Origin of the sequence: Membranihabitans marinus (genome assembly GCF_019802045.1) — a bacterium.
GTDB classification, from domain to species: Bacteria; Bacteroidota; Bacteroidia; order Chitinophagales; family Saprospiraceae; genus Membranihabitans; species Membranihabitans marinus_A.
The window spans coordinates 343,977-361,021 of record NZ_JAHVHU010000004.1 but is presented as its reverse complement, the minus strand read 5'-3'; the positions used below and the strand labels follow the sequence as shown (position 1 = coordinate 361,021).

Annotated in this window: 12 protein-coding genes; 11 read left to right on the top strand and 1 reads right to left on the bottom strand. The window is 45.0% G+C overall.

What is annotated here, in order from left to right; all coding sequences use genetic code 11:
- Nucleotides 1-12: 12 nt before the first annotated feature.
- Nucleotides 13-306 (top strand): hypothetical protein, encoded by a 294-nt coding sequence (locus KUV50_RS04380; RefSeq protein WP_222578879.1) that lies wholly within the window; start codon nucleotides 13-15, stop codon nucleotides 304-306.
- The gene (locus KUV50_RS04375; RefSeq protein ID WP_222578878.1) at nucleotides 290-463 is read left to right on the top strand and encodes a DUF5000 domain-containing lipoprotein; all 174 of its coding nucleotides are present in this window, start codon (nucleotides 290-292) and stop codon (nucleotides 461-463) included. Before KUV50_RS04380 ends, KUV50_RS04375 begins: the two co-directional genes overlap by 17 nt.
- A 195-nt stretch (nucleotides 464-658) precedes the next feature.
- On the opposite strand, the gene KUV50_RS04370 is transcribed toward KUV50_RS04375, so the two are convergent.
- Complete coding sequence (locus tag KUV50_RS04370; protein WP_222578877.1) at nucleotides 659-1,219, bottom strand: RNA polymerase sigma factor; 561 nt, start codon at nucleotides 1,217-1,219, stop codon at nucleotides 659-661.
- Between the two features lie 169 nt (nucleotides 1,220-1,388).
- On the opposite strand from KUV50_RS04370, the gene KUV50_RS04365 reads away from it, so the two are divergent.
- From KUV50_RS04365 to KUV50_RS04325, 9 genes are all read left to right on the top strand, one after another.
- Nucleotides 1,389-2,480, top strand: coding sequence for a FecR family protein (locus tag KUV50_RS04365; RefSeq protein ID WP_222578876.1), 1,092 nt, complete (start codon nucleotides 1,389-1,391; stop codon nucleotides 2,478-2,480).
- A 49-nt stretch (nucleotides 2,481-2,529) separates the two neighbouring features.
- The gene (locus tag KUV50_RS04360) at nucleotides 2,530-6,069 is read left to right on the top strand and encodes a SusC/RagA family TonB-linked outer membrane protein (protein ID WP_222578875.1); all 3,540 of its coding nucleotides are present in this window, start codon (nucleotides 2,530-2,532) and stop codon (nucleotides 6,067-6,069) included.
- 94 nt (nucleotides 6,070-6,163) lie between these two features.
- Entirely contained in the window at nucleotides 6,164-8,083 is a 1,920-nt protein-coding gene (locus tag KUV50_RS04355) for a RagB/SusD family nutrient uptake outer membrane protein (protein WP_222578874.1), read from the top strand.
- A 22-nt stretch (nucleotides 8,084-8,105) separates the two neighbouring features.
- Nucleotides 8,106-9,341, top strand: coding sequence for a DUF5000 domain-containing lipoprotein (locus tag KUV50_RS04350; protein WP_222578873.1), 1,236 nt, complete (start codon nucleotides 8,106-8,108; stop codon nucleotides 9,339-9,341).
- Between the two features lie 15 nt (nucleotides 9,342-9,356).
- Nucleotides 9,357-10,601 carry a DUF4998 domain-containing protein gene (locus tag KUV50_RS04345; RefSeq protein ID WP_222578872.1) on the top strand — a complete coding sequence of 415 codons (1,245 nt, stop codon included), beginning with the start codon at nucleotides 9,357-9,359 and terminating at the stop codon, nucleotides 10,599-10,601.
- A complete protein-coding gene (locus KUV50_RS04340; protein WP_222578871.1) occupies nucleotides 10,598-12,310 on the top strand; it encodes an FAD-dependent oxidoreductase in 1,713 nt (570 codons plus the stop codon). The genes KUV50_RS04345 and KUV50_RS04340 overlap by 4 nt, the downstream gene beginning before the upstream one ends.
- 213 nt (nucleotides 12,311-12,523) lie before the next feature.
- The gene (locus KUV50_RS04335) at nucleotides 12,524-13,264 is read left to right on the top strand and encodes an SGNH/GDSL hydrolase family protein (protein WP_222578870.1); all 741 of its coding nucleotides are present in this window, start codon (nucleotides 12,524-12,526) and stop codon (nucleotides 13,262-13,264) included.
- 107 nt (nucleotides 13,265-13,371) lie between these two features.
- On the top strand, nucleotides 13,372-15,519 hold the full coding sequence (locus KUV50_RS04330) for a hypothetical protein (RefSeq protein ID WP_222578869.1): 2,148 nt from the start codon (nucleotides 13,372-13,374) through the stop codon (nucleotides 15,517-15,519).
- Nucleotides 15,520-15,528: 9 nt separating this feature from the next.
- Complete coding sequence (locus KUV50_RS04325) at nucleotides 15,529-16,962, top strand: sugar porter family MFS transporter (protein WP_222578868.1); 1,434 nt, start codon at nucleotides 15,529-15,531, stop codon at nucleotides 16,960-16,962.
- The last annotated feature ends 83 nt before the right edge of the window (nucleotides 16,963-17,045 follow it).

Sequence of the window (17,045 nt, the reverse complement as noted above, 5' to 3'; positions counted from 1 at the left end):
AAGGTTGATGAAATGTTGAAATTTGAGGGCCATCGTCACAGAATAGATGTTGTAGGAGGGTTTTCAGTAAATTTCTCTAAATTCAGTGATGAGCTTATGGGTGATTATAAACCCTGGCTTGATGGTAAGGCCTATATCCCAACAAATGGTTATTGGGGCCCAGGGCAGGGGGTTGGTGAAAAGACATTTGTAGTTGGTATGTATGGGACTGATGTGCTTGGCAATACCAAGGAAGAAATTCAACTCCAGTCAGATTTATGGGTGACCTGGTTTAAGAGCAATGCGCCAGATGTTACAAAAAAATAAATTTCTGGACTTCAATGAAAAAAGAATGAATGATCCCCATGTCGTCGGGCATTGGAAGAACTGGAGCAAGTTGGCCGAAAGCGAGTCCCACAAACCATCTGGTCTGCCACTTGGCGAAGTGATACTGGAAGATTATGAATACGCTAATAAAGGGTAATTCGTATTCGATGTGAAGGCTTATAAGATGAAGTACTCATTCCTTATGGGCTATCTTGCCAATTAATTTCTGCTACTTTTTTGTTAAAAGTTGAGATGTTGTCAGACATGTGCGGTGGAAGGCTAGTACGAGGATAGTTTCTGGAACGGAGCTACCCTAAACTGTGCGCACCGGTGTTATACCAGCATGGAGCTACTACACCACCCAATATAGGGCAGCCAATAGTGACATCATCTCCAGATCCGAAGGAGAAATTTCAGATCGAATGTTTTTCATGGCCTGCGCCAGGTGATTGCGCACGGTATGGGGTGAAATATTAAGTTGAGCCGCAATTTTTTTGTGGGAAAGACCTTCCCGTTTACTCAAGTGGAAGATAAGACGTTGTTGATGGGGGAGCTTAGAAAGATATCCCTCCAGCATTTGACGGTAGTGTTCCCGATTCATGTTGAGGTCTGCAGCCGGATCCACCGCCGGTTCGGATTCTTTTTGATAACTTAAAATATACGCCCAGTATTCTTTTCGATAAGCTGCTTTTTTGAGGTAGTCAAAGGCGCGGTTACGACACATTTGGTAGATGTAGCCGTCTTTGTCATCGATGTCGTCCAACGCTTTTTCACGTTGAAGTATCTTAACAAATACATCCTGGGTGAGATCTCGAGCTATCTCCTTGTTGCTGAGAAAATCCACAAAAAAACCAAAAACCCTTTCCCTGTATTTTAGAAATAATTGCTCCGATTGAGTTGATGCATTATTCATATAGCTTCTTTAAAATCCTCTTTTCAAAATCCTGTATCTGCGCCTAAATTAATAAATTTTATGAATTCACTAGTACATTTAAGATTTTGGAGAGTCTTGTATAGGTAATAGAGAGATCTAAAATATTATTAATTCCTAATGAATGGAACCGTAATTTCAAAAATGGAGCGTGGACAAACACACTGATATAAGAAAACTTTTAGAAAAGCATCTGAACAGAGATTTGACAGCGTCAGAAGCCAGGCAGTTGTTTGATCAACTAAAACATATCAAAGATCCTGAAGGCTTGGATGATTTGATGCGTCAACGGTGGAATGTGAATGTCAAACAAACGCACCTACCTGAGTTGAGCTGGGCAGAGATTGTTGAAGAGAAAAACAAACGCGCAACTAAAAGTCACATAGAGAACAAAAGAGTGTTGATTCGCCAGATGTGGCAGTGGGGCGTGGCGGCATCTTTGACATTGATGGTGTCCTTGGCCGTGTGGTGGACCTGGGAGTCCCGGCCTGATTATTTGACGTATACGACAGGGTTTGGAGAGACCAGAGATATTGTATTGAACGACGGAACAGCGATCATTCTTAATGCCAATTCCAGATTAACCTGGAAAAATGACTGGAAAAATGACACCGTCCGATATGCTGAGCTGGAAGGTGAAGCTTTTTTCGATGTAGCACATGTAAATATTTCAAAACCGGATCATCCTGACTATGAAAATAAAAGTGCTCGTTTACCTTTTCAGGTGCAGACCTCAGATCTTTTAATTGATGTACTTGGGACGACATTCAATGTGGCTGACCGACGGGGAGAAACGAAGGTGTATTTGGAAAGTGGTTCGATCCGGCTTGGTCTGCTTGACTCTTTGACCACTGACGATCAATATTCGAAGGATAGAATCCGGGTGCCCGGCAGGACTTCAACAGCCAGAAACCCCATCATAATGGAACCCGGTGAGTCCCTGGCTTATTCAGCCCGCTCGCAAAAGCTAAAACAACACGAATCAGAAACAGCGGAATCCATGACCGAATGGAAAGATGGAACCCTGGCGTATCACGATATCGATTTCAAGCAAATGCTTGAGCACTTGGAAGATATATATGGGAAGCATTTTGAAGTGCTGGATCAAAGTCTGCTCGACACCAAGGTCTCCATTGGCGTGCCATACAAAGACTGGAATACCGTAAAAAGTCTGATGGAGTTAACACTACAGCTTCGGATTACAACCAAAGAGAACGATCAAGTTTTGATTCAAAAAAAGTAATACTGGTCTTACCCAGGGTAGGGACCTTCTAAATTTTAAATATAACCAAATGATGACACTAGCTATTGAAAAACGATTCCTAAAGCCACATGCGCTCTCTTATATAGTGGGCTTTTTGATTGCCATGGTGTGCTTTTTGCCCTGGAGTAATGCATCCGAGGCAGAATTGGATGAAGAGATTCTGATCGAAGAAGCATTCATGCGTATTGGCAAAGAATATAAAGTCTTTTTTAACTATGACCGGGCCATCGTAGCCAATATAAAGGTAGAATACGTTTCTGGGGCTCACGAAAGTGTGGATGAAGTTCTGGAAGCTGTGTTTAGTCAAACAAGCCTCCAGTATCAAATGTTTGAAAATAGATACATCGCTGTGTTTAGAAGTGATCAGGAGGGAATTGAATCACTAAAACAAATGATCGTTCATTTTCAGGAAATTGTCGATCGGCAGGAAGTCAAAGAAGGCCTGGCCCGAAAACCCATCGTCCAGTTGGAATCTCTTTCTCTGGATCGATTGTACAGGAAAAAATTGGAACTGAATATTTCAGGAACAGTGACCAATGATGAAGGTGAACCATTGATTGGTGTGAATATTTTGGTGAAGGGAACAGATAAAGGAACTTCATCTGATATAGATGGAAAGTTTACATTGAAAGATGTAAATGAAAAAGCGACCCTGGTTCTTTCTTACGTCGGATACAAGAAAAAGGAGGTGCCTGTCAACGGACGAAGTAGCATAAATGTCATACTGGAATCCGATGCTGCTCTGGTGGATGAAGTGGTCGTGGTCGCATTTGGTACTCAAAAGAAAGAGGAAGTGATCGGTTCTGTGACCACCACGAGTCCCAAGGAGCTGAAAGTGCCATCCAGTAATCTGACCACTGCCTTAGCCGGACAAATGGCCGGTATGGTGGCGTACCAACGTTCCGGTGAACCCGGGCAGGATAACGCTGATTTTTTTATCCGCGGTGTGACCACGTTTGGATATAAGAAAGATCCGCTCATACTGATCGATGGAATCGAATTGTCCTCGCGTGAACTGGCAAGAATGCAAGTCGATGATATTGAAAGTTTTTCAATTCTGAAAGATGCCACCGCGACCGCCCTGTATGGTGCCCGGGGGGCGAATGGGGTCATCCTGATCAAAACCAAGGAGGGTGTAGAAGGGAAGGCAAAAGTGTCGTTTCGGATCGAAAATTCCATTTCCACCCCGACCAAAGAAGTGGAACTGGCAGATCCGATCACTTATATGAGACTAAATAATGAAGCGGTGCTTACCCGCAATCCACTGGGTATTACCCCGTATCCCCAACAAAAAATTGATAATACCATTGCCGGAACCAACCCCTTGGTATATCCCGCTACAGATTGGAGGGATTTGCTTTTTAAGAAAAACGCGGTCAATCAACGTGCCAATCTGAATGTGTCTGGGGGTGGACCCGTGGCCCGGTATTACCTGGCCGCTACGCTTAATCAGGATAATGGACTGTTGAAGGTAGATAAGCGAAATAATTTCAACAACAACATCAACCTTAAAACCTATGAGCTTCGTGCCAATGTGAATGTTAACCTGACCAAGACCTCTGAGGTGGGGATCAAGCTGTATGGTACCTTTGATGATTACGTGGGACCCATCGGAGGTGGATCTCATTTTTATAGAGAAGTGGTAGGGAGTGATCCGGTGGCTTTTCCGGCTTTCTATCCTGTGGATAGCCAGTACCAGTTTGTCGATCACATCCTTTTTGGAAACAGTCCTGAAAATCTGGTCAACCCTTATGCGGACCTTGTTCGCGGTTACAAAGAATACAACCAATCACTGATGCTGGCTCAGTTTACGTTTAATCAAGATCTGTCTTTTATCACTGAGGGGTTGGATTTCAATGGCTTATTCAATACCACCCGATATTCGTATTTTGATGTCGCCAGAGCCTATCGACCGTACTATTATCAGGTCGGGTATTATGACAAGTACAACGACAGCTACACCTTGGATCCCATCAATGAAGATACGGGAACGGAATATCTGAGCTACTCTGAAGGGCCGAAAAATGTAAGGTCCACAACTTATATTCAGTTGATCGCGAACTACAACCGGGTATTTGCAGATAAACACTCCGTAGGAAGTATGCTTGTGTTCCTGATGCAAAATCGATTGAATGGAAATGCCGGATCCTTGCAAACCTCCCTGCCGCACCGGAACATTGGATTGTCTGGTCGATTTACCTATTCATACGATAAACGATATTTTGCAGAATTTGACTTTGGATACAATGGATCAGAGCGATTTTACCGGACAAACCGATATGGATTTTTCCCTTCTGGTGGGATTGCCTGGGAGATATCCAATGAAGATTTTATGAGTGGACTCAATGATTTTCTGACTACATTCAAAGTCAGATATACCTATGGACTTATAGGAAACGATGCCATTGGAAGTGCTTCGGACCGGTTTTTTTACTTGTCGGAAGTCAGCCTCAACGCCAGTGGACGGTCTGCGGTTTTTGGATTGGATAATACCTACCGCAAAAATGGGGTCGTCATCTACCGGTATGGTAATCCTGAAGTGACTTGGGAACGGTCGTATAAGTCCAACCTTGGATTTGAAGTGGGACTCTTTGATAAACTGAATTTTCAGGCAGATTTCTGGAAAGAAGAACGAACCCACATCTTGATGACCCGTTCTTTCATTCCGACCACGATGGGACTTTATCCCAGTAGTGTGCCCAAAGCCAATGTAGGTTCTGCTGAAGGAAGTGGCGTGGATTTGTCGGTGGATTACTCTCAGTTTTTCCGGAATTCGTTTTGGATTCAAGCGCGGGCTAACTTCACGTATGCCTCCAGTCACTTTTCAGCCTTCGAAGAACCCATTTATGATAACGAACCCTGGAAATCCCGAATCGGTTATCCCATCAATCAGCAGTGGGGATATATAGCGGAACGGTTGTTCGTAGATGATGAGGAAGTATTCAATTCGCCGGTTCAGAATTTTGGCGAGGTTCCTATGGGCGGAGATATCAAATACCGGGATGTAAATGGTGACGGTCAGATAACTACACTGGATCAGGTCCCCATCGGACATCCGACCACACCTGAAGTGATTTATGGGTTTGGTGGATCGTTCGGTTACAAAGATTTCGATTTTTCATTTTTCTTTCAGGGATTGGCCCGGGAGTCATTTTGGATCGACGTAAATCGGACATCACCCTTTGCGTATAGCGGCAAGGTGAACGGGTTGAATCTTAAAAATCAACTTTTAGAAGCTTATGCCAATGACCACTGGTCTGAGGATAACCGGGACTTGTATGCTTTATGGCCCCGATTGAGTCCCAATGTCAATGTGAATAACCGACAACAAAACACCTGGTTTATGAGAAATGGATCCTTCTTGCGATTAAAACATGCAGAGGTCGGGTATAGCCTACCCGAACACTTGGCTGATCGTTTCTTCCTTGAAAAAGCCCGGATATATTTTAGTGGAATAAATCTGCTGTCCGTGTCCGCTTTCAAACTGTGGGATGTCGAAATGGCCGGAAATGGTCTGAACTATCCCATTCAAAAAGTTTACAATATCGGTTTACAAATTTCATTTTAATCAAACTGGAAACAGAACAATCATGCTATATAATTTATACTATTATTTTAAATCAAAGGTAGTCACCGAATCTGTGGTCAGATGCTGTTCAAGGTTGAAAAATAGCTTTGGTCCATTGTTTATCGTGGTCTTTTTCGCAGGATCCTGTAATTATCTGGACATTGTGCCGGACAACATTGCGACGGTGGACAATGCCTTTAAGCTGCGAAGCCAGGCGGAGAAATACCTATTCACCTGCTATTCTTATTTACCCAAACATGCGCATACGGGGAACAACCCTGCTTTGTTAAGTGGCGATGAAGTGTGGTTTTATTACCCATATAAAAACATTCCGGTGTTCCGACCTCCGGAAAATTGGGAAATCGCCCGGGACAATCAGAATATTCTGAATCCCTATCTCAACTTTTGGGACGGATACAAAGGAGGGATCTCCATGTTTCAGGCCATTAGAGATTGTAACATATTTCTGGACAATATTGACAAGGTGCCTGATATGACCTCGCGTGAACGGGCCAGGTGGACCGCAGAAGTCAAGTTCCTGAAAGCATACTATCATTGGTTTTTACTTCGGATGTATGGTCCTATACCCATCATTGATCAAAATCTGCCTGTATCTTCAGATATTACAGAAGTTCAGGTGATCAGACAACCTGTGGATGAATGTTTTAGTTACATTGTCGACTTACTCGATGCATCAGCTGATGATCTGCCGGAGACGATTCTCAATCCGGTTTCCGAAATGGGACGAATTACGAAACCCATTGTATTGGCCATCAAAGCCCGGATTCTGATGAATGCTGCCAGTCCGCTTTTTAACGGGAACACCGACTATAGCTTTTTTACCAATGCAGAGGGTGAACCATTTTTTAATCAACAATATCAGCCTGAAAAGTGGCAAAAAGCTGCAGATGCTTGTCTCGATGCCATTGAGGCAAGTCACGCCACCGGACATAAATTATATTATTTCCGCCCTTTGGTCGATGTTTACAATCTGGGACCGGAGCTCCAGACCCAAATGAATATCCGCAATACACTGGCCGAAAAATGGAATTCGGAAATTATTTGGGGCTCAACAAATAGCATGGCCTCGGAAATACAAGCACAGGCGCAAGCCATCCTGGATCCATCAGTAGGAGTAACCGGCGCAAAAACCACTGGTGCGCATGCCATGTACGCTCCTCCGATAAAGATAGCGGAAATGTATTACACGGCTAATGGAGTTCCGATCGATGAAGATCGGACCTGGGATTACCACAACCGGTATGAAATTGATACAGCGTCCCTGGAAGATTCACTGTATATCTATCCGGGATATGAAACCGCTAAACTGAATTTTGACCGGGAAGAGCGTTTTTATGCCGGTTTGGGATTTGATGGCGGAGTCTGGTATGGCCAGGGAAAATACGATCAGGAAGATTTATACCACCTGGAAGGAAGACTGGGTAGTTATTCAGGAAAGTCACGGGGTGATCAATATTCCATCACCGGCTATTTTGCAAAAAAGTTAGTGAATTTTTTAAATGTAATCCAAACGGATGCGACCTATCAGGTCCAGTCATATCCATGGCCCATCATCCGCTTGGCTGATTTATACCTGTATTATGCCGAAGCATTAAATGAAGTCGGAGGACCATCGCCCGAATCATTGAAGTGGATCAACATGGTTCGTGAAAGAGCTGGACTTACACCAGTGGAAGAAGCCTGGCCGGCTCATTCCAACAACCCTGAAAAATTTACGAGTCAGGAAGGTCTGCGTGAAATCATACACCAGGAACGGTTGATCGAGATGGCTTTTGAAGGTGGGCGGTACTGGGATTTGCGTCGTTGGAAAGAGGCTGAGAGAACACTAAGTCAACCGATTACAGGATGGGATATTAATCAGGAAAATCCCATTTATTATTACCAGCCAGTATTGCTTTTCAATCAAAGCTTTGAGATGAAAGACTATTTCTGGCCCATTCGGGAGCACGATTTAATAGTCAATAAAAAATTGATTCAAAATCCGGGTTGGTAAACACTATAAATTAATACACACTATGAAATTCACTTATTCATCAAAGCAAGTACTTATACCGCTCAATACGGATTTCGGTTTATGGGGCTTTATTTTGTTCTTTGCTCTTTCAATGACGCTAATCAGCTGTGGTAAAGAAAACCTCAATGTCCCATTGGACAACGATAGTGTAGCGCCCAGCCCGGTAACAAATATTCAGTGGGAAGCAATCCCCGGAGGAGCTGTTATTACCTATACCATACCTACTGACAGCGATCTGCTCTATGTACTGGGTGAATACGAAATTCGCCCCGGTGTTCCACAAGAGCAGAAAACATCATTTTATGAACGTCAAATGACGCTTCGTGGTTTTGGTGATACCAAAGAACACGAAGTGAAATTGTATGCAGTAGACCGATCGGGAAACAAATCCGAACCGGTATCTGTGCGGATAACTCCACTGACTTCACCGGTTCAACAAGCATTTGAATCATTAGACTATTACAGCGATTTTGGTGGAATCACGGTTTCTCTGCTAAACGAAAGTCAAGACAATCTGGTCATTTCTATTCTGACCAAGGACTCTCTGGGGGATTGGGAAGATTATGACAATTTTTATTCCGGCTTGCCTGAAATTGACTTTTCCATCAGAGGGCTTCCGGCGGAACCTGTCGTCTTTGGTGTTTATATCAAGGACCGGTGGCAAAATGTATCTGATACGCTCGAAAAGGAGCTGACTCCATTATTTGAAGAAGAATTGGATAAGACTCGGTTCCGTGAACTTCGTTTACCCGGTGATGGTGCGAATACGTGGGATCTTTCCGCCTTATGGGATAATGTAACTACCCGTTACAATGGGTTTCGAACAGCCGATAATGAAGGTTTGCCCACTCATTTTAATATTGATTTGGGTGTGAAAGCAAAATTGAGTCGGTTTCGAACCTGGCAGGTGCATGATGGCCGGGAATATTCTGCCAGTAACGCTCGACTTTTTGAGCTTTGGGGAAGCAACGAACCCAGCCCGGATGGCAGCTACGAAGGGTGGACCAAACTGGGTGAATATGAAGTAAAAAAACCATCCGGATTGCCTGTCGGGGAAATATCCAATGAGGACATTGCCTCTGCTGCAGCTGGCGATGAACATACAGTGCCCATATCTGCTCCGGCCATCCGCTATGTTCGGATAAAGATAATAGCCACATTTATTGCTCCGCCAAATGCTTCCACCGGTGGGGCGTGGATGGTCGAAACCGGCTTTTGGGGCAATGAAGTCGAATAACTATAAAAATATAATATGATGAATTCTTTGATCAAATACCTCTTTTCTGCCCTCTTGGCTGGTCTGTTTTTTACAGCATGTACAAAAATGGATCATACCTATGCCAAATTTATTGAAGACGGCGAGAAAGTTTACAGTGCAAAACCGAAAACGATCGATTTTTTTCCCGGAAATAACCGGCTGAAGATCCGGATTGGTTTGGTGGCCGCACCAAATGTAAATAAAATTAATATTTACTGGAACAACAGAAATAATTCGGTGGAATGGGAATTGGAACCGGACTTCAGCGGAGATACTACCTTTTTTGACGGCATTATTGATGACATTGAAGAGGGAAGACATACCTTTGAATTTGTCACATCCGATAAAGCTGGAAATCACTCCATCAAAGTGGACACCGTGGGAATGGTTTATGGTGAGGATTACATCTCCAGTCTGAAGAACAGGGGCGTGAAGAGTGCGGTGGCCAAACGGGAAGGCATGGAGATCAAATGGTTTGACACACCTTATGAAACCGCCATTGGTGTAGAAATACATTATCAAAATACTGTGGGAGAGCAGAGCGTCGTGGATGTTTCATTAGATGAATTTAACACTGTCATTGAAGGGAGACCAGCTGGGGACTCTATTCGCTATCGAACTGCCTACCTACCTGATTCCAATGCAATCGATACCTTTTATGCTGGTTTTCAGACCGTCCATTTGACACCACCGGGTCCGGAACCTTTGGATAAATCCTTGTTTTCCTCATACCCCCTTCCTGGTGATGCCGAAAATTATCCGGTGTCTTATGTTAAGCTCGACAATATTTGGGATGATGATATCACGGGTAACAGCTGGTATGGAACCGCTGATCCGGCCGGTAATCCACATTGGTTCACCTTTGATTTGGGCGTTAAAGCCAAGTTGACCGAGTACACCATCTGGCAACGTGGAGTCGTTTCCACGTTAAGTCTGGTCTATGCTCATGCGAATATGAAAAAGTGGGAATTGTGGGGAAGCAATGATCCCGATGCCGATGGTGGATGGGAGAACTGGACTAAGTTGACCGAAAGTGAGTCACACAAACCATCTGGTTTGCCATTTGGTGAAGTGACGCCAGAAGATTATGAATACGCTAAAAAGGGTGATACCTTTAGCTTTCCATCGGATGTACCCGCAGTAAAGTATATCCGAGTAAAAGTATTTGAAACCTGGGATCCGGGAAAATCACACCGGTCCTTTTTACAAGAAATGTCATTTAAAGGAATTGCTGAATGAAAAGAAGAGATTTTGCTAAATTAATAACCGCTGGAGGCGGATTAACCCTCGTGCCGTCCTGTGTAGCAACCGGGAAAGCCGGAAAAATGAAACCCGGGAGTAAGGATCCCCGGGAATTATCCGCTGATGTAGCAATCATCGGTGGTGGCTTGGGAGGCTGTGCAGCAGCTTTGGCGGCGTGCCGAAATGGGTTGCGGGTCATTCTGACTGAGGAGACGGATTGGATTGGCGGACAGATTGCGCAGCAAGGGGTCCCGCCGGATGAGCATGGTTCGATCGAGACCCATGGCGCCCCCCAATCGTACCGGGATTACCGGGATAAAGTACGGAATTACTACAAACAGAACTACCCGATGACCGAAGAGGCCCGGAATCGGAAATACCTCAATCCCGGCGATGGCTCGGTTTCTCGAATATGTCATGAGCCCCGGGTTTCTGTAGCGGTACTGCGGGAAATGTTGAACCCGTACATCAGTGCTGGAAAATTGGAATTGTTAATCCGTCACAAAGCTTCCGGAGCGGATGTACAGGGCGATGAAGTACGTGCCATCGAGGTGACAGACCAGGATACCGGGTCTGCAGTGGTGGTTCATGCACCCTATTTTGTCGATGCCACCGAGCTGGGAGATTTATTGCCCATGACCAATACCGAGTACGTCAGTGGTACAGAGTCCAAAAAAGAAACCGGGGAACTGCATGCACCTGAAGTGGCAGATCCTCGGAACCATCAGGCTTTCACCTTTTGTTTTGCCATGGATTATCAACCGGGGAAAGATAACGTGATCGACAAGCCCAAAGATTATGATTACTGGAACAGTTATGTTCCCGATATGGATCCGCCTTGGGCCGGAAAGCTTTTAGAACTCAACTATTCCAATCCAAGAAACTTAAAACCCAAAGACCTGGGCTTCCATCCGGAAGGTAAGAAAACAGGGAACAAGCTCAATCTTTGGCTGTATCGCAGAATGATCAATCGGCACAATTTTCTGCCGGGCACCTATGATGGCGATATTACAATCGTCAATTGGCCCCAAAATGATTATTTTAAGGGGAATTTGATCGATGTCAGTGAAAAAGAATTCAATGAAACCATCGAAGGTGCGCGTCAGTTGAATCTGTCTCTGTTCTATTGGCTCCAAACCGAAGCGCCTCGTCCGGATGGAGGAAAAGGCTGGCCTGGACTTCGGTTGCGTGGCGATGTCATGGGAACTGCGGATGGGATGGCTAAGTACCCCTATGTACGTGAAGCGCGTCGGATTAAAGCAGAATTCACGGTACTAGAGGAACATGTAGGAGCCGAACAACGTAAAATGGTAGCCGGACCGGAAAAAGGAAAAACCGCGCCTGATTTTTATGATAGTGTGGGTACTGGGTATTATCACATTGACCTTCATCCCAGTAACCGGGGGGACAACTATATCGATTTTGGTTCGCTGCCGTTTCAGATACCATTGGGCTCCCTTTTGCCCATCCGAGTAAATAATCTACTGCCAGCGAATAAAAACATTGGGACCACGCACATTACCAACGGGTGTTACCGGCTTCATCCTGTAGAGTGGAGTATTGGAGAGGCCGTAGGTTGTTTGACGGCTTATGCCATGAAACACAATATTCCACCCCGGGCGGTGCGATCAGATAAAAGACGATTGGCTGATTTTCAGGATTGGATACGCAGTCAAGGCTTGGAAACACATTGGCCGAAAAAATAAAAGCCTGGTTGTGGGTAGAGCCTGTATGGTCACGAACGTGATTAGCCAATAGTGCTGAAAAAGGGAAAGCAGAATGCGACAAGAAACCATGAAGCTGTTATTTTTATTACAGATAAGGGGTGAACAGGTTGGTCTGGAATCTTCTTGTCTGTCTTCACAGATAGAGAAGTCGGACAGGAAGACTCTGTTTTTACACATCAGAAAATAAGGGACTTGAGTAATTTATATTTATCGTTTACGAATGGCTTAATACCGCTGTTGCTTCTTCTGTGGATTATACCGCTGAATGGGCAGCCTGAGGTGTACGTGGATAACCAGGGGATTTCGGGAAACACTAGTTCAGACCTCCTTCGAAGGCTGGACCGAGACGTATTAAAAAAGAATCCTGATGTATGTATTATACTAGTGGGAACCAATGATTTACTGAACTCTGCTAAAATGATAACTATAAGTGACTATTCTGATAATGTCGCGCGATTGATCCATCGGATTTCTGATGCGGGTATAGAACCTGTACTGATCAGTCCACCGCCAGTAGACACCCTGTATCTATTTCAACGCCACGACCGGAGGAGTTATCCACAGTCTCCGCGTCAGCTATTGGAAGCAGCACGGGATTCTATGGCCGGGATCAGTCTTCAAGAGAACGTATGCTTTATTGATCTTTATCAAATCCTCAAAGAGGATCGTGTTCCTACCCATAATAAAGATGTTATTATTCAAAATGAATCGAACAGCCAGGTCTCAGATGGCGTACATCTGACCGCGGAGGGGAATCAATTGTTGGCGACCTTGGTTTATGAGAAATTGAAAGAGGAACATCTCCTTGATGAATCGGTTCACATTATTTGTTTTGGAGATTCACTGACCTATGGGGTGAGAATGGAAGGGGCAGGTTCCAGTGATGGAAACACCTATCCATCTTATTTGAAAAGCCTCATTCTTTCCAGATGATAAACATATATATATGCTTGGTTAACGCAATAATAAATATAAATTTGTGCTGTAGTTAAAATACAATACGATCGAACAATTAAATTCTGTTATAATACAATAATAAAATGAATCAAAAAATCCATGCCTTTGGCATACTGGTCCTATCGCTTATCCTGCTCACAGGTTGCCAGCAGCATTCTGCTAAATTGCACGTCTATGGGAAGGAAAGTAACGATTTGGTTCGTCTACTTGAGAAGGATCCTTCGGTCGACTTGCAATTTCATCAATCTCCCATGGACGCTGTCAATGCCGCGAATTCAGGGAATGGTTTGTTAATTCTCTCTGAAGGATATCCCCAAACCATGGTGCCGCTGGATGATAAATTTTACACGACGATTAAAGAAAAGCAATTGAGGTGCTACATTGAATTTCCTTCTTATGCGCCAGGAGTCGAACTTGGCGATGTCGTAGAGGCTAAAGCGGAGCGGGCTGTGGTGAAGCAATCAAGTTGGTTTCATGGTCGGCCGGACAGTCTTCAAATATTGGGTATCAATGGCTTGCACTACATTAGCAACGATGTCGATGAAAGTTATATCGTCGCCGCAAAGGTCGCCGGATTTGATTCAGCCATTTATGGACTTCCGGACAAATCCGATCCCTTATTTTTTGCCTGGGGGGATTTCCCGGTTTGGATCGCATCGACGCAATTGAGTCGGTTTGTATCGGGACGGTATGCACCCCAGGAAGCTTGGGCATCCCTATGGGAAAGTATTTTGAGTCATGTATTACCAGGTGTTGAACTCCAACCCCTGGATTGGGATCTCACTGTAGCCGCAAGTTATGGTAAAACAGAAAAACTACCTGCTGATTTTCAAAGACAGAGTGTGCAACGGGGAATTGAGTGGTATAAAAATGCCCGGATGTTGGTCCCCGACGGATACGATGAAAAACTTCAGTCCATATTGGACGACGGAAGACAGGAACTGGCGTATGATACAGCAATTCCGGTTGGGGATGGTTCCAATGGTGTCTTTGAATGCATTTTTTCGGAGATAAATGAAACCGGAAATCAACCCATCGGTATTATTAAACGAGGGGATTGCATCAGTGAATCTGCTATGGCGTTTGCCACCGCTGGTGAGCTTTTTGATAATGATGATTACAAAGAAATTTCCACAAATTTACTCGACTTTTATTTGTTGGAGTCTATCGCCACCAAAAAAGAGTATGGTGACCCGGATCACCCGGCTTATGGTCTGATCCCCTGGGGAATTAGTACCCCGGCCTGGTTCAAAGCAAGTTATGGAGATGACAATGCCCGGTTTGCCCTTGGAGCATTGGCCGCAGGCGCACTTACCGGGACCGACACCTGGGAAGAACCGATCATGAAATCCATGGTGGCTTTGCTAAGGACGACGGGTCGGGAAGGTTTTCGGGGAAGCCGCATAGATTTGGATCATTTTGAGGAAAACGGATGGCGGTACTACCGGGATCGCGATATCGTGAACCTGGCTCCGCACTTTGAAGCTTACTTGTGGGCGTGTTACCTGTGGACTTATGATCAAACCGGTGATGCTGTTTTTTTAAATACCGCTGAAAAAGGCATACACACTATGATGGAGCATTATCCGGATGGGTGGACCTGGACCAATGGTCTGGCGCAGGAACGCGCACGAATGATTCTTCCATTAGCCTGGTTAGTCCGCGTGAAAGACAATGCGGATAACAGGGCGGTACTGATGAAAGTGGTCAATGATTTTTTGGAATTGCAGGATGAAACCGGTGCGATCCGGGAGGAATTGGGAGAAATTAAAATGGGAAGATATCCACCGCCGCAATCCAATGCGGCGTATGGGACCACAGAAGCATCCTTGATTGCCCACAATGGCGATCCCGTCAGTGACTTGTTGTATACCACCAATTTTGCGTTATTGGGGCTTCATGAGGCGGCGCATGCGACGGGAGATGCAACCATCAAAGAAGCGGAAGATAAGCTGGCTGAATTTTTAGTGCGGATTCAGGTAAAGTCTGAAGGACATCCCGAACTGGATGGGGGTTGGATGCGCGCTTTTGACTTCCAACGGTTCGAGCATTGGGGATCGAATGCTGATCATGGATGGGGTGCCTGGGCTATAGAGTCTGGATGGACCCAGGGATGGATTACGACTATTTTGGGCCTACGGGAACTGGATACTTCCGTCTGGGACCTGGCTAAGAAATCAAACGCCGGAAAATATTATCCGGCATTAAAGAAAGAAATGCTCGTCAAGTAAAAACCGCGGATGACCAATATAAATACTACGAAACCGACGATTTTAGATACAACGGCTAACACTAAAACCACCTCGCTTCTATGGAAAGTCAGTCTAGTCGCCTCATTGGGCGGAGTTTTGTTTGGCTTTGATACAGCTGTCATTTCCGGGACATTTGGGATGGTCGAAACACAATTTGGATTGTCCAAATTGCAAGTCGGCTGGTTTGGAAGTTCGGCATTGATCGGTGCGATAGTAGGAGCCTTGGGAGCCGGGAAACTCAGTGATCAGTTTGGGCGAAAACCCATATTGTTATTATCCGCTTTACTTTTTTTCATATCAGCGTTGTTTTCAGCCGTTCCACCCGATTATTTTTGGTTGATCTCTGCCCGTCTCTTGGGTGGGGTAGGCGTCGGTATGGCCTCCGTCCTATCACCGCTTTATATTTCGGAATTTGCTCCGGCCCGGATCCGCGGCCGTTTGGTCGCCATGTATCAGTTCTCCATTGTAGTGGGCATTCTTTTGGCTTATTTTTCCAACTGGTTATTGCTCAGCAATGCGGGTGGAGAGATGGGGGGAGGCACCTATGGACTCTTTCACAAGGTTTTTGTAGCCGAAATATGGCGGGGTATGTTCGCTGCTGAGATGATTCCCAGTGGGTTGTTTTTCTTGCTCTTGCTGGCTGTTCCGGAAAGTCCACGGTGGTTGATTAATCAGGGGAAAGAAGATCGGGGATGGGCTATTCTCGAACGAATCAATGGAAAAGTGGATCGTGTATTATTGACCTCGAAGGCGAATGAAGAAGCGCAGAAATTGGGAATCAAAACACTTTTTCAGCCCGGTTGGCGGAAGGCACTGGCTGTTGGCGTGGGGCTTTCTGTATTTGGACAATTCACCGGCGTCAATATCGTGATTTATTATGGACCGACCATACTGGAAAGTGCCGGATATGCTCTGAGCAACGCAGTGCAGTTTCAGGTGTTGATTGGACTTATTAATCTATTATTTACCATTATAGCCTTGTTTAAAATCGATAGCTGGGGCCGACGTCCTTTATTAATCGGAGGCATGATATCGGTTTTTATATCTCTGTGTGGCCTGGGCGTATTATTTACCGGTAGCGAATCCTCGGGGATATGGGCCGTGGTCATTTTGTGTATCTATATTGCGAGTCTGGCGCTGTCCATCAACGCCGTAATCTGGGTATTGATCGGAGAAATATATCCTACCCATATCCGCGGTCAGGCGATGTCCATTGCCACCTTTGCGAACTGGACCACCAATTTTGCGGCTGCTTTTCTATTTCCATGGTATGTCAATATTGTCGGGATGGGCATGGGCTTCTTTACCTTTGCCGGATTTAGTTTGTTGGGAATTCTATTCTTTTTCCGGTACGTACCCGAAACAAAGGGTAAGAGTCTGGAAGAAATCGAGGAGTATTGGCAGATGCAGGATGGATACTAAAAATTAAAACAGTATGAAAATAGGTCCCAAGTCTAATGGGGTGATTCTGCAGGGGCACTCGTCCTGAAATTTGTCCTTCGTTT

Bases quoted from the DNA above. Each gene is read 5' to 3' on its own strand.
- KUV50_RS04380 (WP_222578879.1), top strand. From the start codon at position 13: ATGTTGAAATTTGAGGGCCATCGTCACAGAATAGATGTTGTAGGAGGG.
- KUV50_RS04360 (WP_222578875.1), top strand. From the start codon at position 2,530: ATGATGACACTAGCTATTGAAAAACGATTCCTAAAGCCACATGCGCTC.
- KUV50_RS04330 (WP_222578869.1), top strand. From the start codon at position 13,372: ATGAATCAAAAAATCCATGCCTTTGGCATACTGGTCCTATCGCTTATC.
- KUV50_RS04345 (WP_222578872.1), top strand. From the start codon at position 9,357: ATGATGAATTCTTTGATCAAATACCTCTTTTCTGCCCTCTTGGCTGGT.
- KUV50_RS04350 (WP_222578873.1), top strand. From the start codon at position 8,106: ATGAAATTCACTTATTCATCAAAGCAAGTACTTATACCGCTCAATACG.
- KUV50_RS04375 (WP_222578878.1), top strand. From the start codon at position 290: ATGTTACAAAAAAATAAATTTCTGGACTTCAATGAAAAAAGAATGAAT.
- KUV50_RS04340 (WP_222578871.1), top strand. From the start codon at position 10,598: ATGAAAAGAAGAGATTTTGCTAAATTAATAACCGCTGGAGGCGGATTA.
- KUV50_RS04325 (WP_222578868.1), top strand. From the start codon at position 15,529: ATGACCAATATAAATACTACGAAACCGACGATTTTAGATACAACGGCT.
- KUV50_RS04370 (WP_222578877.1), bottom strand. From the start codon at position 1,219: ATGAATAATGCATCAACTCAATCGGAGCAATTATTTCTAAAATACAGG.